This is a genomic window from Streptomyces sp. NPDC059247, assembly GCF_042754005.1.
Classification (GTDB): domain Bacteria; phylum Actinomycetota; class Actinomycetes; order Streptomycetales; family Streptomycetaceae; genus Streptomyces.
The window spans coordinates 42212-62190 of sequence record NZ_JBHYZW010000007.1 but is presented as its reverse complement, the minus strand read 5'-3'; the positions used below and the strand labels follow the sequence as shown (position 1 = coordinate 62190).

At 71.9% G+C, this 19979-nt stretch carries 22 protein-coding genes and 1 pseudogene; 12 read left to right on the top strand and 11 right to left on the bottom strand.

Annotated features, from left to right (window positions below):
• Positions 1-5 precede the first annotated feature (5 nt).
• Positions 6-959 carry an FAD-dependent oxidoreductase gene (locus ACFXGN_RS15585; protein WP_384858698.1) on the top strand — a complete coding sequence of 318 codons (954 nt, stop codon included), beginning with the start codon at positions 6-8 and terminating at the stop codon, positions 957-959.
• Positions 960-1127: 168 nt separating this feature from the next.
• On the opposite strand, the gene ACFXGN_RS15580 is transcribed toward ACFXGN_RS15585, so the two are convergent.
• Complete coding sequence (locus ACFXGN_RS15580) at positions 1128-1457, bottom strand: nucleotidyltransferase domain-containing protein (protein ID WP_384859168.1); 330 nt, start codon at positions 1455-1457, stop codon at positions 1128-1130.
• Positions 1458-1615: 158 nt separating this feature from the next.
• Between ACFXGN_RS15580 and ACFXGN_RS15575 the strand changes: the two are divergent.
• Positions 1616-1831: pseudogene (locus ACFXGN_RS15575) on the top strand (IS30 family transposase); the annotation flags it as partial.
• A 4-nt stretch (positions 1832-1835) separates the two neighbouring features.
• Here the strand turns inward: ACFXGN_RS15575 and ACFXGN_RS15570 are convergent.
• Together ACFXGN_RS15570 and ACFXGN_RS15565 are read right to left on the bottom strand one after the other, a co-directional pair.
• Positions 1836-2801, bottom strand: coding sequence for a sigma-70 family RNA polymerase sigma factor (locus tag ACFXGN_RS15570; RefSeq protein WP_384858695.1), 966 nt, complete (start codon positions 2799-2801; stop codon positions 1836-1838).
• A gap of 401 nt (positions 2802-3202) precedes the next feature.
• Positions 3203-3493, bottom strand: coding sequence for a hypothetical protein (locus ACFXGN_RS15565; RefSeq protein ID WP_384858693.1), 291 nt, complete (start codon positions 3491-3493; stop codon positions 3203-3205).
• Here ACFXGN_RS15565 and ACFXGN_RS15560 point away from each other — a divergent pair.
• Together ACFXGN_RS15560 and ACFXGN_RS15555 are read left to right on the top strand one after the other, a co-directional pair.
• Positions 3480-3998, top strand: coding sequence for a hypothetical protein (locus tag ACFXGN_RS15560; RefSeq protein ID WP_384858690.1), 519 nt, complete (start codon positions 3480-3482; stop codon positions 3996-3998). The two genes, ACFXGN_RS15565 and ACFXGN_RS15560, sit on opposite strands and share 14 nt — an antisense overlap.
• 20 nt (positions 3999-4018) lie before the next feature.
• Positions 4019-4183 (top strand): restriction endonuclease fold toxin-2 domain-containing protein, encoded by a 165-nt coding sequence (locus ACFXGN_RS15555; protein WP_384858687.1) that lies wholly within the window; start codon positions 4019-4021, stop codon positions 4181-4183.
• Positions 4184-4303: 120 nt separating this feature from the next.
• On the opposite strand, the gene ACFXGN_RS15550 is transcribed toward ACFXGN_RS15555, so the two are convergent.
• Entirely contained in the window at positions 4304-4675 is a 372-nt protein-coding gene (locus ACFXGN_RS15550; RefSeq protein WP_384858685.1) for a hypothetical protein, read from the bottom strand.
• Positions 4676-4844: 169 nt separating this feature from the next.
• Between ACFXGN_RS15550 and ACFXGN_RS15545 the strand changes: the two genes are divergently transcribed.
• Both ACFXGN_RS15545 and ACFXGN_RS15540 read left to right on the top strand, forming a co-directional pair.
• On the top strand, positions 4845-5978 hold the full coding sequence (locus tag ACFXGN_RS15545; RefSeq protein WP_384858682.1) for a hypothetical protein: 1134 nt from the start codon (positions 4845-4847) through the stop codon (positions 5976-5978).
• 10 nt (positions 5979-5988) lie between these two features.
• Positions 5989-7080, top strand: coding sequence for a phosphotransferase family protein (locus ACFXGN_RS15540; RefSeq protein ID WP_384858681.1), 1092 nt, complete (start codon positions 5989-5991; stop codon positions 7078-7080).
• Positions 7081-7090: 10 nt separating this feature from the next.
• On the opposite strand, the gene ACFXGN_RS15535 is transcribed toward ACFXGN_RS15540, so the two are convergent.
• Positions 7091-7459 (bottom strand): hypothetical protein, encoded by a 369-nt coding sequence (locus ACFXGN_RS15535; protein WP_351787682.1) that lies wholly within the window; start codon positions 7457-7459, stop codon positions 7091-7093.
• 225 nt (positions 7460-7684) lie between these two features.
• On the opposite strand from ACFXGN_RS15535, the gene ACFXGN_RS15530 reads away from it, so the two are divergent.
• The 4 genes from ACFXGN_RS15530 to fxsA all read left to right on the top strand — a co-directional run bounded on the left by ACFXGN_RS15530 (position 7685) and on the right by fxsA (position 11721).
• Positions 7685-8125, top strand: coding sequence for an Lrp/AsnC family transcriptional regulator (locus ACFXGN_RS15530; protein ID WP_017242178.1), 441 nt, complete (start codon positions 7685-7687; stop codon positions 8123-8125).
• A gap of 67 nt (positions 8126-8192) precedes the next feature.
• On the top strand, positions 8193-9836 hold the full coding sequence (locus tag ACFXGN_RS15525; RefSeq protein WP_384858677.1) for an amidohydrolase: 1644 nt from the start codon (positions 8193-8195) through the stop codon (positions 9834-9836).
• Between the two features lie 467 nt (positions 9837-10303).
• Positions 10304-11080: a polyprenol monophosphomannose synthase gene (locus ACFXGN_RS15520; protein ID WP_384858674.1), complete on the top strand. Its 777-nt coding sequence runs from the start codon at positions 10304-10306 to the stop codon at positions 11078-11080.
• A 47-nt stretch (positions 11081-11127) separates the two neighbouring features.
• A complete protein-coding gene (gene fxsA, locus ACFXGN_RS15515) occupies positions 11128-11721 on the top strand; it encodes an FxsA family membrane protein (protein WP_384858671.1) in 594 nt (197 codons plus the stop codon).
• Between the two features lie 242 nt (positions 11722-11963).
• Here fxsA and ACFXGN_RS15510 read toward each other — a convergent pair whose 3' ends face one another.
• From ACFXGN_RS15510 to ACFXGN_RS15495, 4 genes are all read right to left on the bottom strand, one after another.
• On the bottom strand, positions 11964-12338 hold the full coding sequence (locus ACFXGN_RS15510; protein ID WP_015032218.1) for an RNA polymerase-binding protein RbpA: 375 nt from the start codon (positions 12336-12338) through the stop codon (positions 11964-11966).
• A gap of 255 nt (positions 12339-12593) precedes the next feature.
• Positions 12594-13970, bottom strand: a complete 1377-nt coding sequence (locus ACFXGN_RS15505) for an MFS transporter (RefSeq protein ID WP_384858667.1) — start codon at positions 13968-13970, stop codon at positions 12594-12596.
• A gap of 67 nt (positions 13971-14037) precedes the next feature.
• Positions 14038-14802 (bottom strand): glycerophosphodiester phosphodiesterase family protein, encoded by a 765-nt coding sequence (locus ACFXGN_RS15500; RefSeq protein WP_384858665.1) that lies wholly within the window; start codon positions 14800-14802, stop codon positions 14038-14040.
• Positions 14799-15506, bottom strand: coding sequence for a YitT family protein (locus tag ACFXGN_RS15495; protein WP_384858662.1), 708 nt, complete (start codon positions 15504-15506; stop codon positions 14799-14801). Before ACFXGN_RS15495 ends, ACFXGN_RS15500 begins: the two co-directional genes overlap by 4 nt.
• 64 nt (positions 15507-15570) lie before the next feature.
• Between ACFXGN_RS15495 and ACFXGN_RS15490 the strand changes: the two genes are divergently transcribed.
• Positions 15571-17070, top strand: coding sequence for a PLP-dependent aminotransferase family protein (locus tag ACFXGN_RS15490; RefSeq protein ID WP_384858659.1), 1500 nt, complete (start codon positions 15571-15573; stop codon positions 17068-17070).
• Between the two features lie 196 nt (positions 17071-17266).
• On the opposite strand, the gene ACFXGN_RS15485 is transcribed toward ACFXGN_RS15490, so the two are convergent.
• Both ACFXGN_RS15485 and ACFXGN_RS15480 read right to left on the bottom strand, forming a co-directional pair.
• Positions 17267-18886 carry a hypothetical protein gene (locus tag ACFXGN_RS15485; RefSeq protein ID WP_384858656.1) on the bottom strand — a complete coding sequence of 540 codons (1620 nt, stop codon included), beginning with the start codon at positions 18884-18886 and terminating at the stop codon, positions 17267-17269.
• Positions 18887-18923: 37 nt separating this feature from the next.
• A complete protein-coding gene (locus ACFXGN_RS15480) occupies positions 18924-19118 on the bottom strand; it encodes a hypothetical protein (RefSeq protein WP_015032212.1) in 195 nt (64 codons plus the stop codon).
• A gap of 307 nt (positions 19119-19425) precedes the next feature.
• Here ACFXGN_RS15480 and ACFXGN_RS15475 point away from each other — a divergent pair, with 307 nt between their 5' ends.
• Positions 19426-19818 carry an ankyrin repeat domain-containing protein gene (locus ACFXGN_RS15475; RefSeq protein WP_384858653.1) on the top strand — a complete coding sequence of 131 codons (393 nt, stop codon included), beginning with the start codon at positions 19426-19428 and terminating at the stop codon, positions 19816-19818.
• Positions 19819-19979: the final 161 nt, after the last annotated feature.

The following is a 19979-nucleotide window of genomic DNA, read 5'->3' as shown; positions in this document are numbered from 1 at the left end:
GGATCATGACCGTAGGGGAGCGTGTTGTCGTCGTCGGGGCTGGGGTGACGGGGCTCACCACCGCCGTCCTTCTCGCCGAGGCCGGAGCCTCGGTGCACGTGATTGCCGAGCAGGTGCCGGGTGTCACCTCGCTGGCGGCCGGGGCGATGTGGGGGCCGTACCTGGTCGAGCCGAAGGACAAGGTCGACCGATGGGGGCAGCGGTCCCTGGAGATCTTCCGGGAACTGGCCGAGGACCCTTCGACGGGTGTCCGGCTCACCAGCGGCATCGAGGCGTCCCGCACGGCCGAGGTGCCACCGGACTGGGCCACCACCCTGCCCGGCTTCCGGCCGTGTGAGCCGGCCGAACTGCCGGCAGGGTTCTCGGTCGGCTACCGGTTCACGGTGCCGCTGATCGACATGCCGCCCTACCTCTCCTATCTCCTGCGCCGGCTCGACGCCGCTGGAGGATCGGTTGAGCGGCGCCGCGTGGCCTCGCTCGCAGACGCCACGCCTGCTTCCGTGATCGTCAACTGCACGGGCCTTGGTGCCCAGGAACTGGTCCCGGATCACGACCTTCGGCCCATCCGCGGCCAGCATGTCGTCGTCACCAACCCAGGGCTGACCGAGTTCTTCTCCGAGGACACTGGCCTCTCCCCGGACCTGTTGTGCTTCTACCCCCACGGCGACACCGTCGTCCTGGGCGGCACCGCCATCGACGGCGAAGGCGACCTCACGGCTGACGACAAGGCGGCGGCCAATATCTTGGCCCGCTGCGCCGAGGTCGAACCCCGCCTCGCCGAGGCCCGCGTCCTGGAGCACCGGATCGGTGCCAGACCGACCCGGGCCCGAGTCCGCGTGGAAGCAGAGCGGGCGGAGGACGGCACCGTGGTCTTGCATAACTACGGGCACGGAGGCGCCGGCGTCACGCTCTCGTGGGGATGTGCTGAAGAGATCAGCGAGTTGCTGACCGCCCAGTGACGGAGTGTTCGAAGGGTTACGTCTGAGTCGAGCTGATCGTGCGGCGCTGAGGGCGACTGTGCATCATCTTCGCCAGCACCAATGGGCGCGGTTGGGGTCAGCCACCTCCTCAGCGCCAAGGGCCAGTTCCCCAACGAAATCTGATCATGGAGGTCACAGGGACCGCGATCACGTTGATGCGCCCGCTGGCCAGGCGCGTGCCGGAGCATCGAGCAGCGGCAGTGCCGCTTCGAAGTCGGTCCCGTCCTTGTCCCGGGTCGCCGACACCAGATGTCGTGGAGCGGCTGCCGAAGGACCACTCCAGGACGCCACGCTCTCAGCTGCCCGTGGCTGGGCGGGTCCGCAACTAGAGGTCCCAGCCGGCCAGCAATTCCCGTACGCGGGCACCAGGATGTCGAGATCACCGTGTGCGCGCAGCTCGCGTCCAACCGCGAGTTCGATTGCGTAACCACCGGCGATCCACCGCGGGAAGTCCGCCTCGGCGAAAATCGTGTCCACATCCTCGGGATGGTCCGGCACCCAGTGTCCCAAGACCTCAGCAGTCACCCGCCCATACTGCCAGTCGCCCGACAGGCGGGGGACGCCAAGGCCGGCGGCGGGTCGGCGGTCTCGTAGAAGCGGCCAGATGCCACTCCTGCGAACCGGCCTACCTCTGACAGCGCGACTCGAACGAGAATGCGAACGGACTGCCGCGGCAGTACTTTCCAGAGGGGGCCGATCCGTCCCGGCACACCCGTGAGTACCTGGGCATCGTCTCCGCCTAACCCAACGGGTGGCCCTGTGAAACGCTCGGCTGGGACACCCCAGCCGAGCGCCTGCATCGACTCCTCGCGGAGCGAGCAGCGATTCCTGATTCCCAGGCCGACGGCTGATGCCCTACAGGCCGTGGCCGTGGGTTCGGTAAGGAACACCCAGTCGGTTGCTGACCTCTGCCAGGACGTGCGGGCAGAAGTAGTACCAGCGAAGGTGCGTGATGCCCTCGTCGGCTGTCTCCGCGCGCAGGACGTCCTCGACCGCCTCGGGTCCGTCGCCGTCGGTCGGGGTGGCCCACATCAGCACCAGCGGGTCGCTGTCCAGCTCGCGGACTTCGGCGCGCCATCGGACGGACGTCTCCAGGTGGAGCGTGTGGCGCAGCGAGCCGGCGGCGATCTGATCCCGCCCGACTTCGTGGGCCATCCCGATGACGTCACTGACCGCGTCCTCGGTGAAGAGCTTGGCCAGCCTGTCCAGGTCGTACGCGGTGAACGCTGTCGCAAGGGCATCGAGGGTGTCGCGGTCGGGAGCCGCACGGCGGGCGAGCGCGGCGGCCCGGTCCGGGTCGGTGAGCCGTCCGCGGCCACGATGCAGTGCGGCCTTGACCGCCCCCTCGGTGGTGCTGAGCATGGCGGCGATCTCCTTCAGGGGCAGGTCGAAGACATCCTTGAGAACGACAGTCGCACGTTCCTGGGGTGCCAGTAGCGTGGTCATCTCCGCAAGCGCGTCCCGCACCTCGGCCGGGTCGGCGAGGGCAGGTGCCGCACGCTCGGTGGGCTCGACGAGAAGCGGGGCGGGACGTCGGACCTGGTCGAGATAGGCGTTCGTAGCGATCCGCACCAGCCAGGCCATCGGGCGCTCGACCTGCTGGTGGGACTGCGCAGCGCGCGTGAGGGCTCGGGTGAGCGTCTCCTGGACCAGATCCTCGGCATCCCACATGCTTCCGGTCAGACGACGGCAGTATCTGAACAGCTCGCCTCGCAAAGGCTCCAGAGCAATCAGGAACTCACGGCGTGCCGCCTGAGCCACCGCCAGCAGAGAGTGCGGCAGCACGTCGAGCGCGGGAGACAGATCGGGTTCAGGCGCCACTTCACAGCTCCTTGCATGGTGAACGGCTGTACACACCAGTACGACGTGACAGCCTTCGAGTCCGATACGTAGCCGCGGAAGTGAGCCCGGTCACGCCGCGTATGAAAGCAAGGTGGCTCCTGCTCAAGGGGGAGCCATCCATATAGCCGAGTACCGTTCTGACCGAGGCTCCAAGGGCCTGGAAGCGCATCAGATTCCAGCGGTGGTACCGGCGGCGTTTTCGACAGGAACCGACCACAGATGGTCCGCATGCCCGGCGTGGCGGAGTTCCTCTCCACATCAAGGTGTACGGTCCATCGAACATCCTGGTGGCCGAGGGCACGGGGGGTCTTGAATCTTCAGCACAAGGCCGGGAACTACGTCAACGCCTCGTGGTCCATGGTGCGGCTGCGAGACCTGATCTACGACGCTGGGTCTTGCTGTTCACCGAACTCAGCGCTCATGGCGGGATGGCGGGTGACGACAATGCTGGCCAGGCCTTCGCCGTCGTCCACAAGCCGGCCGCGAAGACCGCCTTCGAGGCGGTCGGCCTCGCTCGCCAGGCGATGGCGAACGGTGCGGGCGCCGCCATCCTGAAGGCCACCGGGCGACGCGTACGGGGACTCCGAGAGCGCTTGGCGTACCGCGACCGCCCGGCAGCTCGGCGAGACCGCCGCAGCCGTCCAGACCTTCTTCACCATGTTCGTCGGCAAGACGCCGCCTCCCTCCGAGGTCGGCGAGGACGAGACCCTGATGGCGGACCTGCCGTCCGCCTGTCGGATGATCGCCCACGCCTGCGACGCGTACGCGGATCACATCGAAACGGCGCCGAAGAAGATCCCGGATGAGGAAAGCCCCCTCTTCGGAGAGCCGCTCGCCATCTGGGGACGACCGCAGTTCGGCGGCGAGGGACACGACGGCGGCCTGCGTGAGCTCGTCACCGGCGACATGCGCATCGCGCACCTGGGGAACATCCCACCGGCGCCCGACAGCCCGCAGGTCAAGGTCCCCATGCCGCAGCCTGACGGGGGCGGATCCCTACCCTTTCCGCCCCTGCCGCCCTTCCTCGCACCGCTTATCCGGGTGCCTCTCCTGGTTCGCGTGGGCTACCGGCCGCTGAACGGACCTCGCGTACAACCCATAAGCCCCACCGACACCTCCGGGCCCGTGCTTCCCCACTCAGTGCCCCTGAGCAGTAGAACTTTCAGACATGGCTGAACTCGCCGTGCGCTGGAGACGTGTCCGGCGGGAAGCCTGCCGAGGTCGCCTACCCGAAGCGGGTCGCCGGATACCCCAAGTACGAGGTCCCCATCCCGCCCGGCGTCAGCCCCAACAACACCCTGATGGTCGACGGCTTTTGGAACCGCGACGGCATGGCGAGCGAACCGGTCCCGGGCGCGTGACGGACGTCCGTACGGGTGCCCGCTCCGTCCGTCATCGGCGCCGTGTGTCCGCACGACGCTGATCCGCCCCCGCGCGAGGGCGGCTTCGGGCGGTCGGAGGTCCTCAGTCCCGGAGCCTCGTCATCGTCCGTCACCCGGTCGGGTCAGGGTTCCGTCGACTCGTACGGTCCGGTCCGGTCGGACGGGACCGGTGGCCGGACGGGTCCACTCCTGGTCGTGGTGGCCGGGCAGGGTCCGGCCCTGGCTCGCCCAGAGCGACAGCACCGCCCTGTAGAGGGGCGGGTCGGAGGGCAGGAGGACGGGGACCCGCGCCGGTACGGGGGCGGGCGGGGGCGCGGAGACGGCGGCGGGCGGTGGCTGCCGCACCGGCTCCCGTACGGGAGTCTCCGCCGGGGCGGGCGCCGACACCGGGAGAGGAACCGATTCTTCAATGCGCGGTCCGGTCTGCCGGTGCCGACCGAGACCGCTGGGAGGGGTGAACAGCGTGGTCATGCCCGGACCAACGCGCCCCGGCGGCCCCGGTCACCGCCGAACGGATTCGAGCGACAGTTCACCCGCTACCCGCTACCCGCTACCCGGTGCACGGCACTGGCCCCTCGGCTCGTAACTGACATACCGTCAGACGCCTGTCCGGGAGCCCCCGCCGACCAGGAGGTCAGCCATGTCCGCGCACCGGCACGACGACCGGCCCGTAGCCCTCGACGAATACCCCGTGCACCAGGCCCCGCTCTCCATGAAGCACCACGTCAGCGGCGACCGGAACGCCTACGACCGGTGCATCTTCCACGTCTTCGACCACACCGGCCGCGCCCTGCTCATCGCCGGTCTCGGCGTCTACCCCAACGCCGGGGTCGTCGACGCCTACGCCACCCTCCGCGTCGGCGACCGGCTGCACGCCGTCCGGGCCTCCGACGCCCTCGGCGACGACCGCACGAACCTCTCCGTCGGTCCCTTCACCATCACCGTCGACGAACCCCTCCGACGCCTCACCCTGTCCTGCGCCGCCGACCCCGCCGACCCGGAAGGGCTCTCCTACGAGATCGCCTGGACCGGCGACTTCCCCGCCGTCTGGGAACCCCACCACACCCAGCGCCACGGCGGCCGGCTCACCCTCGAAGGCCGCCGCTTCGTCCAGGCGGGACACTGCGCGGGCACCGTCCGGGCCGGTGGCCGGGAGTTCGCCGTCACCCCGGACGGATGGACCGGCACCCGCGACCGCAGTTGGGGCGTCCGCCCGATCCCCGGCGAAGAACCCGGCCGCGCCACCGAGTTCCGCCCCGAGGGCTTCCACTGGCTCTGGATACCGATGCGCTTCGAGGACCGCTTCCTCATGGTCATCGCCCAGGAGGACGCCGACGGCTACCGCACCCTCAACGAGGCGCTCCTCGTGCGCGAGGGCCGCCGCGACGTCCAACTCGGCTGGCCCCGAACCGAGATCACGTACCGCCCGGGTACCCGCCACCCCGAACGGGCCACCGTGCGCCTCACCGACCCCGGCGGCGAACCCCTGGAGATCGGCGTCGAGGTCCTCGCCTCCTCCCCGCTCGCCGTCGGCGCGGGCTACCCGCCCGCCACCGACTGGCAGCACGGCACCTGGCGGGGCAGGGACTGGACCGACCGGCGCGTCTACGACCTCTCTGACCCGGCGGCCCATCCCGCCGCCGCGTACGGCGTCACCGACCACTCCGCCCGCTTCACCCTCGACGGCCGCACCGGGTACGGCATCTTCGAACACGGTTCCTTCGGCCGTCACGACCCCAGCGGATTCGCCGACCACACGTCAACGGCCCTCTGAGGAGCCCCCCTTGACCTCCGCGCCCCGCCCCCGGACCACCACCCGCGACCCCGAGGAACTCGGCCGTCGGCTCACCGCCTGGCTGCACCGGCACCTGCCCGGGGCCCGCGTCACCGGACTCGCCGTACCCGGCTCCAACGGCATGTCCAGCGAGACCCTGCTCTTCGACCTCGACCACCCGGACGCCCCGGTCCGCGGCTGCGCCCTCCGGCTGGCCGCCGACCCCGCCGCGTACACCGTCTTCCCCGTCTACGACATGGCCCGGCAGCACCGCGTCATGCGGCTGGTGGGCGAGCACACCGACGTGCCCGTGCCGCGCGTGCTGTGGCTGGAGGAGGACCCGGGGCCGCTCGGCGCCCCGTTCTTCGTGATGGCCCGCGCCGAGGGCCGCGTCCCGCCCGACGTCATGCCCTATACGTACGAGGGGAACTGGCTGCACGCCGCCACCGACGCCGAACGCGCCCGGCTGGAGGCCGAGTCCGTCGCCGTGCTCGCGCGGCTGCACGACCAGTTCCCGGTGGCGGAGGCCGCCTTCCTGCTCCCGGAGGGCCGGGGAACCCCGCTGCGCCGCCACGTCGACGCCCAACGCGCCTACTACGCCTGGGTGGTGGAAGGTCTCGCGCGCTCGCCGCTCATCGAGTCGGCCTTCGAGTGGCTGGAGGGGCACTGGCCCGCCGACGAGGGCCCGGCCGTCCTCGGCTGGGGCGACGCGCGCATCGGGAACATCGTGTACGACGGCTTCACCCCCGCCGCCGTCCTCGACTGGGAGATGGCGGCCTGCGTCCCGCGCGAGGTGGACCTCGGCTGGACGGTCTACCTGCACCGCTTCTTCCAGGACCTCACCGTCGGCTTCGGCCAGCCGGGACTGCCCGGCTTCCTGTCCCGCGACGCGGTCGAGCGGCGCTACGCCGAACTGACCGGGCACCTCCCGCGCGCCATGGAGTTCCACACCCTCTACGCGGCCCTGCGGCACGCGATCGTGATGCTGAGGATCGCGTACCGGCAGGCCCACTTCGGCGAGGTCGAGGTGCCCGAGGACCCCGACGCGCTGATCCTGCACCGCGCCGCGCTCGCGGCGATGGTGCGGGGAAGCTACTGGTGAACCGGGCGGCTCAGGCCGCGCGCCGCATCTGCGGCACCTGGATCGGGCGCGAGCCCGGACCGCCGACGTGCGAGAAGGGCTGCGTGCGCCAGTCGAGGCCCTGGGGGAGCGTCAGGAGCAGGGCGGTGTCCTGCTCCAGCACCTCCAGGGTCTCGTCGGCCGGGCGGGCCTCGCCCGCCGACAGGCCCGTACCCGGGCAGACCGTCAGCACGAAGGGGTTCCACGGAGTGGGGCAGAGCGCGTGCTCCGGCAGCACGTCCTCGTCCGCGAGCAGCGCGATGGGCTGCACGCACTCCGGGCAGACGACCCGGAACATCTCAAACGTGTCGTACGCGTCGAGCTCGTCGGACGTGTCGACCGAATCAACAGGCTCCTGCATGGAGATCTCCCCCTCGGGTGGGTCGGCCGGATCTGTGTGGCCTCGACCACAGCAAGCACTTCCCATGCGGTGGTCCGCATAACCGTGTGGCGGTCTCCGGAGGCGGGCGCAAACCTGTGGCGTTCGTCACATGCCCGTCGCAGGTGCCCCGCTATGACTGATACCCGTCGATAGTGGGTGGCCCCGGCGCTGCCGCCCGTCCCCGGGGAGCACTAGGGTCACCGCATGGAGGAGCTGGATCGTCAGATCGTGGAGTTGCTCGTCAAGGACGGGCGCATGAGCTACACCGACCTGGGCAAGGCCACCGGCCTGTCCACGTCGGCGGTGCATCAGCGCGTCCGCCGTCTGGAGCAGCGCGGAGTCATCCGCGGCTATGCCGCGGTCGTCGACCCGGAGGCCGTGGGCCTGCCGCTGACCGCCTTCATCTCGGTCAAACCCTTCGACCCCAGCGCCCCCGACGACACCCCCGACCGGCTCGCCGACATCCCGGAGATCGAGGCCTGCCACAGCGTCGCCGGTGACGAGAACTACATCCTCAAGGTCCGGGTCGCGACCCCGCTGGAGCTGGAGCACCTGCTCAGCCGCATCCGCTCGCAGGCCGGGGTCTCCAGCCGCACCACCGTGGTCCTCTCCACGCCGTACGAGGCCAGGCCGCCCCGCATCTGACCCCGGACCGCCCGCCCGGGGGGACCTGCCGGACAAACCGGGTCCGGACAGGTCCTAGCCTGGTCGCATGAGTGAGTCCATGCCTGCCGCGCCTACCGCCGAACACCGCACCGTGCTGCTGCGCGGGGGAGAGGTCCACAGTCCCGCCGACCCCTTCGCCACCGCCATGGTGGTGGAGCGCGGGCACGTCGCCTGGGTGGGCTCGGAGGGCGCCGCCGACGCCTTCGCCCCCGGCGTGGACGAGGTGGTCGACCTGGAGGGCGCGCTGGTCACCCCGGCGTTCGTCGACGCGCACGTGCACACCACCGCCACCGGTTTCGCCCTCACCGGGCTCGACCTGTCCCGGGCCGCCTCGCTCGCCGAGGCGGCGGAGCTGATCCGGGCCCACGCCGCCGCCCGCCCCCGGGACCGCATCCTCATCGGGCACGGCTGGGACGCCGCTCGCTGGCCCGAGCGCAGGCCCCTGACCCGCGCCGAACTCGACGCCCTCACCGGTGGCCGACCGCTCTACCTCACCCGTATCGACGTCCACTCGGCCGTCGTCACCACCGCCCTGCTCGACCTCGTCCCCGGCGTCCGCGACCTGGACGGCTTCCACGACGGACAGCGCCCGCTCACCGGGGACGCCCACCACGCCGTACGGGCCGCCGCCTTCGGCGCCGTCTCCGCCCATCAGCGCACCGAGGCGCAGCGCGCCGCCCGCACCCGGGCCGCCTCCCTCGGCATCGGCACCCTGCACGAGTGCGGCGGCCCGCAGATCTCCTCCGAGGACGACTTCACCGGCCTCCTGGACCTGGCCCGCGACGAGCCCGGACCCCGGGTGGTCGGCTACTGGGCCGACCTCGACGTGGAGCGGGCGCGCGCCCTCGGCGCGCTCGGCGCCGCCGGGGACCTCTTCGCCGACGGCTCCCTCGGCTCCCACACGGCCTGCCTCCACGAGCCGTACGCGGACCACGCCGACGCCGGGCACACCGGAGCCGCCCACCTGGACGCGGTCACCGTCGCCGGACACGTCGTGGCCTGCACCGAGGCGGGTCTCCAAGCGGGCTTCCACGCCATCGGGGACGCGGCCGTGACGGCTGTCGTCGAGGGCGTCAGGGCCGCCGCAGAGAAGCTGGGACCGGCCAGGATCAGGGCCGCCCGGCACCGCGTGGAGCACGTCGAGATGCTCACCCCCGAGACGATCGCCGCCTTCGCGGAACTGGGCCTCACCGCCTCCGTGCAGCCCGCCTTCGACGCCTTCTGGGGCGGGGACGAGGGCATGTACGCGGACCGGCTCGGCGTCGAGCGGGCCCGCACCCTCAACCCGTACGCCGCGCTGCTGCGCGCCGGTGTGCCGCTGGCCTTCGGCTCCGACAGCCCGGTGACCCCGCTGGACCCCTGGGGCACCGTCCGGGCCGCCGCCTTCCACCGCACCCCGGAGCACCGGATCTCCGTCCGCGCCGCCTTCGCCGCGCACACCCGGGGCGGCTGGCGGGCGGTCGGCCGGGACGACGCCGGGACGCTGGTGCCGGGCGCCCCCGCCGACTACGCGATCTGGGGCGCGGCGGAACTCGTGGTCCAGGCACCCGACGACCGGGTGGCCCGCTGGTCGACCGATCCGCGCTCCGGGACGCCCGGTCTGCCCGATCTGACGCCCGGTGCCGACCTCCCCGTCTGCCTGCGCACGGTCGTGCACGGACAGACGGTGTTCGTACGGCCGAACGTGTGATGTGGGGATATGTCCCCCCGGGGACGGTCGCTCCGGGTGTTTGTCCCCGACCTGCGGATCTTCCCCTCCGGCCTGCGCTTATGAACTGTCTCCGCAGGTCAAGAGGGTATTGACAGTCGCCGGTCGGGGGCGGGTAGGTTCTCCGAGTCCACCACAGGACGTCCGCCGGGACCCCGTTCCTCCCGCAGTCGCCGTACGCCGCCCGCGCCTCGGCCCGAGGGAAGGTTTCTCCGGTGGAAGGTGCGACCCGGGTGGGGCCCGGACGTTCAGTAGACAACGGCTCTCGGTCGACCCGCAGCCAGCGGATCCCAGGTCGGACCGAAGGACGCCGGGCCCCGCACCGCCCTTCCCGCGTCCCGGTGGTCCCTTCCGTCCCGTCTGTCACCCGGGCCGGGCGACCGCCCCGCCGGAGCACGCCGGGGACCTCGCTATGGTGGGGGCCTGTGTATGTATCCGAAGGGGCAGTAGTGAACGACGGTGGCCAGAGGCGTTACGGCCCGCTCGGCAAGGCCTTGGTGATCATTCCGACCTACAACGAGGCGGAGAACATCAAGCCGATCGTCGCGCGGGTACGGGAAGCCGTACCCGAGGCGCACGTTCTCGTCGCCGACGACAACAGCCCCGACGGCACGGGCAAGTTCGCGGACGAGATCGCGTCCGAGGACGACCACGTGCACGTCCTGCACCGCAAGGGCAAGGAGGGGCTCGGCGCCGCCTACCTCGCCGGATTCCGGTGGGGCATCGAGCACGGCTACGGCGTCCTCGTCGAGATGGACGCCGACGGCTCCCACCAGCCGGAGGAGCTGCCGCGCCTGCTCACCGCCCTCAAGGGCGCGGACCTGGTGCTCGGCTCCCGCTGGGTGCCGGGCGGCCGGATCGTGAACTGGCCGAAGTCCCGCGAGTTCATCTCGCGCGGCGGCAGCCTCTACTCGCGCGTGATGCTCGACGTGCCGATCCGCGACCTCACCGGCGGTTACCGGGCCTTCCGCAAGGAGACCCTGGAGGGCCTGGGCCTGGACGACGTGGCCTCGGCGGGCTACTGCTTCCAGGTCGACCTGGCCCGTCGCGCGGTCACCGCGGGCTTCCACGTCGTCGAGGTCCCGATCACCTTCGTGGAACGCGAGATCGGCGACTCGAAGATGAGCCGGAACATCGTCGTCGAGGCGCTGTGGCGGGTCACCGGCTGGGGCGTGACGGCCCGTGCGGAGAAGGTCGGCAAGCTGCTCGGCCGCAAGCCCTCCTGATCGCTCCTTTACGACGTTCCGGCAGGGCGCCAGGCACACTGGTGACCATGACGACCGGCGCACCGCCTCCCCTCGCCCCCAAGCGCTCCCGCGCGCGCACGTTCCTTCCGCTCGGCGTCGCCGCCTGGCTGGTCCTGGAGATCTGGCTGCTCACGGTGGTGGCGGACGCGGCGGGCGGACTGACCGTCCTCGCCCTGCTCGTCGGCGGCGCCGTCCTCGGCGCCGTCGTCGTGAAGCGGGCGGGGCGCCGTGCCTTCCGCAACCTCACCTCGACCTTCCAGCAGGCCCAGGAGGCGGCGCGGGCGGGCACCGCGCCCGTACCGCCGGAGCGTACCGGCGCCGAGGACCGCAACGGCTTCCTGATGCTCGGCGGTCTGCTCCTGATGCTTCCCGGCCTGATCTCGGACGTGGCCGGTCTGCTGCTGCTCGTCCCGCCGATCCGCTCCCTCCTGGGGCGGTACGCGGAGCGGGCCGTCGAGCGGCGGATGAGCGCGGCCCCTTCCGGCAGCCTCCAGGACGCCTTCCAGCAGGCCCGTATCCACCGCCCGGACGGAAAGGTCGTCCCGGGCGAGGTCATCCGCCAGGACGGCGAGCAGGCCCCCCGCCGGGCCGACGGACCCCGTCCGCCGCTGACGCCCTGACGCCCCGGCCCCGGACGCCCTGACGGCCCCGCCCCTCCGTGGGGGCGGGGCCGTCGTGCTCTCCCAGGCGGGCGGAGGATCCGGACGCCCGCCCGCGACGGAGAACCCCGTGTCAGGGGTCCGTGGTGATCAGGAGGTCCAGGACACACGTCCTGGACGCGCGTCCTGGACACGGAAAAACGCCGCGGGGCCCGGTACACGGATCGTGTACCGGGCCCCGCGGCGTTGTCCTGCCGGGTCCGTCAGGCGGACTTGCGGCTGTCGCGCGGATGCACGGCGATGTTCATGGCGCCGGAACGGAGGACGGCCAGCCTTTCGGCGAGGACCTCCTCCAGCTCCTCGCGGGTGCGCCGCTCCATGAGCATGTCCCAGTGCGTTCGCGCCGGCTTGCCCTTCTTCTCCTCGGGTCCGTCCCCGTCCACCAGGAGAGCCTGGATTCCGCAGACCTTGCATTCCCACTCCGGCGGAATCTCCGCCTCGACGGAGAAGGGCATCTCAAAGCGATGTCCCTTCTCACATGCGTACTCCACCGCCTGGCGCGGGGCCAGATCGATGCCGCGGTCGGTCTCGTAGCTCGTCACCACGAGGCGCGTGCCGCGAAGAGCTCGCTCACTCATGAATCGTGCCTCCCGGGCTTGTCGCCCACAGGACAGGTGTCGCTGTCGTCGTTATCCGGTCAACGTCCGGTCGGCGGTAAAGATTCCCGTGCCGGGTCATGCGTCGCCCGTCGTGCCGCCCCTTGTTGTACCCACCAGTGACCGTTTTGTCACATCTGGCGGCAGATGTGACCCGGTGTCTTCACCAAAGCAGCACGCAGTAACGGTCCGCCTGGCAGGCCAAACGCGTACACTACCGCCCTTTCGGTGCCACGTCTAAACGCGATCGGGTATCGGGTTCCCCGCGTCCAGGACCGCCTGCCGCACCGGGACCCGGGCGAGCAGGACGGAACCGACCACGAAGAAGATCACCAGGGAGATGATGGCATCCCGATAGCTTCCGGTCACCTGGTACGCGAGACCGAACACCAGCGGACCCAGCCAGCTGAGCCCCCGGTCGCTCATCTCGTACGCCGAGAAGTACTCCGCCTCCTTGCCCCGCGGCACCAGATGCGAGAACAGCGAACGCGACAGGGCCTGGCTCCCGCCCAGTACCAGGCCGATCGCGGCTGCCAGACAGTAGAAGAACACCGGCGCCCCGGCCGGCAGGAAGTACCCGGCCACCAGGATCAGCGTCCAGACCACCAGCGAGCCCAGAATCGTCCGCTTGGCGCCGTACGACCGGGCGAGTCGCCCCATGCCGAGCGCCCCCGCCACCGCCAGCACCTGCACGAGCAGGACCGCCGTGATGAGCGTGGTCTGCTCCAGGCCCAGTTCCTCCGAACCGAACACGGACGCCTGCGAGATCACCGTCTGCACACCGTCGTTGTAGACCAGATAGGCGAGGAGGAACGCCAGGGTCCTCGGATGGCGCCGCATGTCCCTGAGCGTCTCCCGGAGCTGGCGCCAGCCCCCGCCGACCGCGCCCCCGCCGACCCGCCCGGACTCCCCGGTCCCGCCGCCGGTCCGCCGGTCCCGCAGCCGCCGCAGCGGCACCAGGGTGAACGCGCCCCACCACAGACCGGCCGAGGCCAGACAGAGCCGGACCGCCTCGCCCTCCGTGAGGCCGAAGGAGTCGTGGCCCGAGTACAGGACCAGATTCAGTACGAGCACGAGCGCGCCCGACGTGTAGCCGAAGGCCCAGCCGCGCGAGGAGACCGTGTCCCGCTCGTCGGGCTCCGAGATCTGCGGCAGATAGGCGTTGTAGAGCACCATCGACACCGAGAGCGAGGCGTTCGCCACGATCAGCAGGAAGGCGCCCAGCAGATACCGCTCGCCCGCCAGGAAGAACATGCAGGCCGTCGCCGTCGCCCCCAGATAGGCCGACGCCGCGAGCAGTGGCTTCTTCCGCCCCGTACGGTCCGCCACCGCGCCCACCAGGGGCATCAGGAGGACCGCCACCACGATCGACGCCGACACGGTGTACGCGAAGAGCGAGCCCGCCCGCACCGGGACGCCCAGCGGGTGCACGAAGCCCTCGGCGTCGGCCGCCGCCCGCGCCACCGAGGTCAGGTACGGCCCCAGGAACACGGTCAGCACGCTCGTCGAGTACACCGAGCAGGCGAAGTCGTAGAAGTACCAGCCCCGTTGCTCCCGCCGGCGTTCGCCGGGATCGGAGACGTGCTCCTCCGGCGCGGTGGTCCCTGCGGTCACGGCCGCCCCCTCGTCCCGTCCCCGTGTTCCGTCCCCGTCGTCCCGGCGCGGTGCCGCCGGGACGCGCTCAGACCCAGACGCCCCGGTCGGTCAGCACCGCGCGCAGGGTCTCCAGCTGATCGGTCATGATGCCATCCACGCCCAGGTCGAGGAGGGAGTTCATCCGGGCCGGATCGTTCACCGTCCACACATGGACCTGGAGCCCGCGCGCGTGCGCCTCCCGCACGAACCGCCGGTCCACGACCCGGACACCGCCCTGCCGCTCGGGGACCTGCGCCGCCACCGCGCCGGGACGCAGCGGCGCCGGGACGCCCAGCGACCGCAGCCGCAGCGCCAGCACCCCGCTCACCCCGTACGAGGTGGCCAGCCGGGGCCCCGCCAGCCGCTGCGCCCGCGCCACCCGCGCCTCGGTGAAGGAACTCACGCAGACCCGGTCCCAGGCGCCGGTCGCGCGGACCAGGTCGACCAGCGGCAGCAGCGCCGACTCGGCCTTGAGGTCCACGTTCCACCGGGCCTCCGGGAACTCCTCCAGGAGGTCCGCGAAGAGCGGCAGCGGTTCCGTGCCCGCCACCCGCGCCTCCCGCACCGCCGCCCACGGGAGGTCGCGGATGCGGCCCGAGGCGTCCGTCACGCGGTCGAGGGTCGCGTCGTGGAACGCCACGAGCGCCCCGTCGGCCGTCGTGTGCACATCGGTCTCGAAGTAGCGGTAGCCCTCGGCGGCGGCCCGGCGGAAGGCGGCGGCGGTGTTCTCCAGGCCGTTCGCCGCACCGCCCCGGTGGGCGAACGGAAGGGGCAGGGGATGGTCGAGATAGGGATGGCGTACGCGAGTCACGGCCGCAGTATGGCCTGTCCCGGTGTCCCGGGGGCGACGGCGGTGCTTCCGGAGTCCTGCTCGGGGAGGGCGAAACGGCGCAGGAAGAACTGCGCGAGCGGTCCGATGGACAGGGCGTACAGGACCGTGCCGACGCCGACCGAGCCGCCGAGCAGGAAACCGGTGGCGACCACCGCCACCTCGATCGCCGTCCGCACCACCCGGATCGACCGGCCGGTGAGCCGGTGCAGACCGGTCATCAGGCCGTCGCGCGGGCCCGGACCGAAGCGCGCGGCGATGTACAGGCCGGTCGCCACCCCGTTGAGGACGATCCCCGCCACGAGCAGGCCGATCCGCCAGGCCAGCTGCCGCACGTCCGGCACGAGGGCCAGGGCGGCGTCCATGGCGAGGCCGACCACGAACACGTTGGAGACCGTGCCGAGGCCCGGCCGCTGCCGGATGGGTATCCACAGCAGCAGGACGGCGGCCCCGACGACGATCGAGACCACGCCGATGGTCAGACCGGTCCTCTCGGCCAGGCCCTGGTGGAGCACCCCCCAGGGCTCCAGGCCCAGACCGCTGCGGACCAGCAGGGCCGCACTGGCTCCGTACAGCGTGAGACCGACGTAGAGCTGGACGAGGCGGCGGCCGAGGTACCGGCCGTGGAGGCCGGAGGTGATGGACAAGGGACTTTCCCCCAGGGTGGTGTCAGTGGACTGGCTCATGACACTCTGTGGCGGGGGAACGGGTGCCAACCATGGCCAATTCGAGGAAGGTGGACTGATTTCGATGGCCCAGTGGACTTCGGCGGTGGGTCCTGCTCAGCTCGCCCGGCAACTCCAGGCCCAGCGGCCCCGGAGCGCCACCCCGGGTGCCCGCAAGCCGCCCGCCTACCGCGCCCTCGCCGACGGCGTCCGGCTGCTCGTCCTGGAGGGCCGCGTCCCGGTCGCCGCCCGGCTGCCCGCCGAACGGGAACTCGCCCTCGCCCTCACCGTCAGCCGGACGACCGTGGCCGCCGCCTACGAGGCGCTGCGCGCCGAGGGCTTCCTGGAGTCGCGGCGGGGCGCGGGCAGCTGGACCGCCGTCCCCGCGGGCAACCCGCTGCCCGCGCGCGGTCTCGAACCGCTGCCCCCCGAAGCGCTCGGTTCCATGATCGACCTGGGTTGCGCGGCGCTGCCCGCGCCCGAGCCCTGGCTCACCCGGGGGGTCCGGGGCGCCCTGGAGGAACTGCCCCCGTACGCCCATACGCACGGCGACTACCCGGCGGGCCTGCCCGCGCTGCGGCAGATGCTCGCCGACCGCTACACCGCGCGCGGCATCCCCACCATGCCCGAGCAGATCATGGTCACGACCGGTGCCATGGGCGCCATGGACGCCATCTGCCACCTCTTCGCGGGGCGGGGCGAACGGATCGCCGTCGAGTCCCCCTCGTACGCCAACATCCTCCAGCTGATGCGGGAGGCGGGCGCCCGGCTCGTCCCCGTCGCCATGTCCGAGGGCCTCGGCAGCTGGGACCTGGGCCGCTGGCGCCAGGTCCTGAGGGACGCGGCCCCCCGCCTCGCGTACGTGGTGGCCGACTTCCACAACCCGACCGGCGCACTGGCCGACGAGGACCAGCGGCGGCAGCTGGTGGAGGCCGCCCGCTCGGCGGGGACCGTGCTCGTCGTCGACGAGACCATGACCGAACTGCACCTCGACGACGTCGAGATGCCCCGTCCGGTCTGCGCCTTCGACCCGGCGGGCTCCACCGTCCTCACGGTCGGCTCGGCCAGCAAGGCCTTCTGGGCCGGGATGCGGATCGGCTGGGTCCGGGCGGCCCCCGACGTGATCCGCTCGCTGGTCGCCGCCCGCGCCTACGCGGACCTGGGCACCCCGGTCCTGGAACAGCTCGGGGTGAACTGGCTGATGCGCACCGGCGGCTGGGAGCAGGCCGTGGCCCTCCGCCGCGAGCAGGCGCGGGAGAACCGGGACGCGCTCGTCACCGCGGTGCGCAGGGAACTGCCGGAATGGGAGTTCTGGGTGCCGAACGGCGGACTGACGCTCTGGGTCAGGACCGGCGGTCTGTCCGGCTCCCGGCTGGCGGAGGCGGGGGAGCGGGTCGGGGTCCGCGTTCCCTCCGGCCCGCGCTTCGGCGTGGACGGCGCTTTCGAGGGCTTCGTCCGGCTGCCCTTCACGGTCGGCGGAGCGGTCGCCGACGAGGCCGCCGCCCGGCTGGCCGCCGCCGCCCGCCTGGTCGAGTCGGGCGCGGGCGGCGGCGGCGCGGAACCGCCGCGCTCCTTCGTGGCGTAGCGCGGTCGGCGCGCTCGTCGACGGTGCGCGGCGGGCCCGGCGCCGGGCCGGGTGGACGTGAGCGGGTGTCCTGGCCCCCGTCTGCCCCACGCGTGCGCGTGGCCGTGTCGTCCCTCCGGCTCCGCGTGCGGGCCGGACGGGCGAGTGGCCGGTACGGACCCGGAGTCCGTACCGGCCACTCGGCCGTCCAGCGGGCTCAGCCCTCGGCGGGGACCGGGGTCTGGAGGGTCGCCGGGCCCGGGTCCGGTTCGGCGGGGGAGGCCGGGGCGGCGGTGGCGGCGGGGACGGCCTTGGCCATCGGTACGGCGGCCGTGAGCCGCTCCGGGAGCAGGTCGAGGACGGCCCGCCGGTGCGCCTCGCTCGTCGCCTCGTCGTACGGGTCGGGCGTGGCGGGCACCTGGAGGCGCAGCACGGGTCCGGTGCCCAGGCGCGCGTAGCCCCGGCCCGCCGGGACCTCGGGCGTCGGCGTGGTGTGCGGATCGGCGCCCAGGACCGCCGCGATCTGCTCCGGCGAGGACGGGCCGAGCGCGATCCGGGCCCTGGTGTGGGTCCGTACCGCCTCGCTCAGGGTGTCCGCGCTGTCGAAGTGCTCGGCGACCACCACCGTGACCTGCGCGGCGCGCCCGTGCCGCAGCGGTACCTCGAGCAGGTCCTGCGGGTCGGGTCGGCCGTCGGCGGCGGCCAGATGGCCGAGGACGCTCGGCCGGTCGAGGAGGATCCAGAGCGGGCGCCGGGTGTCCTCGGGGGCCGCGTGCCCGGCCTGCCGGGCCCGGTTGGCGGAGATCAGGCGCCGTTCCGTCTCGTGCGCCGCCCACTCCAGGCTGGTCAGGGCGCCGGAGAGGCCGCACTCGACGGCCAGGACGCCGTCCCGTCCGGTGAGGCACGCGTACTCGCCCGTCCCGCCGCCCTCGACGACGAGGACGTCACCGTGGGCGAGGGCCTGGAGCGCGATCGAGCGCAGCAGGGACGTGGTGCCGCTGCCGGGCTGGCCGACGGCGAGGAGGTGGGGCTCGGCGGAGCGGGGGCCGGTGCGCCAGACGACGGCGGGGGCGTCCTCCGTGCCGTCCGCGCCGATCACGGGCACGGTCCGCCGCACGGCGTCCGCGTCGGTGAAGCCGAGGACGGTCTCGCCGGGCATGGTCACGAAGTGCTGGGCGGCGATGGTGGTGGGCAGGGCGGGCAGCACGCTCATCACGAGCCGGTTGCCCTCCTCGTCCCAGTCGAAGCGGTACTCGCGACCGCGCCCGGACTTGGCGTGCAGCAACTGCTCGATGCGCGCGCGTGCGGCGGGCTCGCCGTCGGTGAAGTACGGGGGGTAGGCGATCCTCAGCCGGGTGAGCCGTCCGTCCCCGTCGAAGGCGTACTCCCCGAAGGCACCGCTCCAGTCGCCGCCGTGGGCGAAGAGCGGGGAGGGGTCGTCGGCCACGGAGAAGTACGGCACGAGGGCTTCGTAGAGACCGCTGAGACGGGCGGCCTCCGCGTCGTCCGGCCCGGTCTTGACGACCGGGCGCTCACGCCCCTGCCAGGCAGCCGCGCCCATGAGGGCGACGAGGGCCAGGAGGGGGCCGTACGGCGCGAGGACGACGACCATGACGCAGGCCGCGACCAGGAACAACGTGGGACCACGCCGGTCCTTGGGGGTCGCGGCCCACTTGGCGCGCGCGGTCGCGGCCAGCTTCCGCAGACCGCGGGAGACCGTGATCAGCGGATGGAGCACGTCGGTGGCGCTGTCGGCGGCCGTCCGCGCGATCTCTCGACTGCGAGCGATCTGTGCGCTGCCGCTGCTCAGAATGCGGGGGAGTGGTCGCCGGGCCACGAGGTGCTCCTGTAGTGGTGGAAGGGACGGAAGGGCGTCAGAACTTGATCCCGCCCAGGAGACCGGCGAGGCTCTGGCCGCCCGCCGTGATGCTCGGGGCGATGGCCGTGCCCGCGAGGTAGAAACCGAACAGCGCGCTGACGAGGGCGTGCGAGGCCTTCATCCCGTCCTTCTTGAAGAACAGGAAGCAGATGATGCCGAGCAGGACCACGCCTGAGATGGACAGGATCATTGGTTGTTCTCCTGGTTGAGGGGACAGTCACCATGAGTCCTTCCAGGTTCACAGCAAGTATCTATATGACTAAAGCTGCATACGGGTGAAAAACGGGTGATTTCACCTCACCGGCGGACAGTGGCCGGACCGCCGAGTGGCGAAATATCCGGTGTGCGCTAGAGGGGTGCCGGAGGTGTATTGCCGTGATCTTTGCCTTGGTGGGGCGAGGTCATGTCGGTGAACGGGCAGTACCCTGTCGATTCACTCGTACGGCTGCGCTTGCCGTGCTCAGGCCAACACTGCAGGAGAGAGGCGGTTCCACCCGATGAGCGACACTCCGGACCCCGAGGTCATCGAACTGGCGTCCAAGGTCTTCGACCTCGCCCGCACCGGGGACGCCGACGCGCTGGCCGCCTATGTCGACGCGGGTGTGCCGGTGAACCTCACCAACGACAGGGGTGACTCCCTCGTCATGCTCGCCGCCTATCACGGCCATGCCGCCGCGGTCTCCGCCCTCCTCGCGCGCGGCGCCGACGCCGACCGCGCGAACGACCGCGGCCAGACCCCGCTCGCCGGTGCCGTCTTCAAGGGCGAGGAGGCCGTGATCCACGCCCTCCTGGCCGGCGGCGCCGACCCGGAATCTGGCACTCCGTCAGCCGTGGAAACCGCACGCATGTTCGGCAAGGCGGAACTTCTCGACCTCTTCAGTGCCCGGTGAACGGCCGCTGAACCCCAGGTGGGAGCGGCGTCGTAAATGTGGTCGCGTCGGCGAAATGGGTGGGTCATCATGACGTCGGGCCCGGCAAAACGGGCCACCGACGAGAGGCTGAGGAAGATGATCACTACCAAGCGGAACACGACGAGCGGCCCGACATGTCG

Bases quoted from the DNA above. Each gene is read 5' to 3' on its own strand.
- ACFXGN_RS15535 (WP_351787682.1), bottom strand. From the start codon at position 7,459: ATGCAGGAGCCTGTTGATTCGGTCGACACGTCCGACGAGCTCGACGCG.
- ACFXGN_RS15525 (WP_384858677.1), top strand. From the start codon at position 8,193: ATGAGTGAGTCCATGCCTGCCGCGCCTACCGCCGAACACCGCACCGTG.
- ACFXGN_RS15490 (WP_384858659.1), top strand. From the start codon at position 15,571: ATGGCCCAGTGGACTTCGGCGGTGGGTCCTGCTCAGCTCGCCCGGCAA.
- ACFXGN_RS15550 (WP_384858685.1), bottom strand. From the start codon at position 4,675: ATGACCACGCTGTTCACCCCTCCCAGCGGTCTCGGTCGGCACCGGCAG.
- ACFXGN_RS15545 (WP_384858682.1), top strand. From the start codon at position 4,845: ATGTCCGCGCACCGGCACGACGACCGGCCCGTAGCCCTCGACGAATAC.
- ACFXGN_RS15530 (WP_017242178.1), top strand. From the start codon at position 7,685: ATGGAGGAGCTGGATCGTCAGATCGTGGAGTTGCTCGTCAAGGACGGG.
- ACFXGN_RS15480 (WP_015032212.1), bottom strand. From the start codon at position 19,118: ATGATCCTGTCCATCTCAGGCGTGGTCCTGCTCGGCATCATCTGCTTC.
- ACFXGN_RS15585 (WP_384858698.1), top strand. From the start codon at position 6: ATGACCGTAGGGGAGCGTGTTGTCGTCGTCGGGGCTGGGGTGACGGGG.
- ACFXGN_RS15495 (WP_384858662.1), bottom strand. From the start codon at position 15,506: ATGAGCCAGTCCACTGACACCACCCTGGGGGAAAGTCCCTTGTCCATC.
- ACFXGN_RS15560 (WP_384858690.1), top strand. From the start codon at position 3,480: ATGTTCGTCGGCAAGACGCCGCCTCCCTCCGAGGTCGGCGAGGACGAG.
- ACFXGN_RS15510 (WP_015032218.1), bottom strand. From the start codon at position 12,338: ATGAGTGAGCGAGCTCTTCGCGGCACGCGCCTCGTGGTGACGAGCTAC.
- fxsA (WP_384858671.1), top strand. From the start codon at position 11,128: ATGACGACCGGCGCACCGCCTCCCCTCGCCCCCAAGCGCTCCCGCGCG.
- ACFXGN_RS15475 (WP_384858653.1), top strand. From the start codon at position 19,426: ATGAGCGACACTCCGGACCCCGAGGTCATCGAACTGGCGTCCAAGGTC.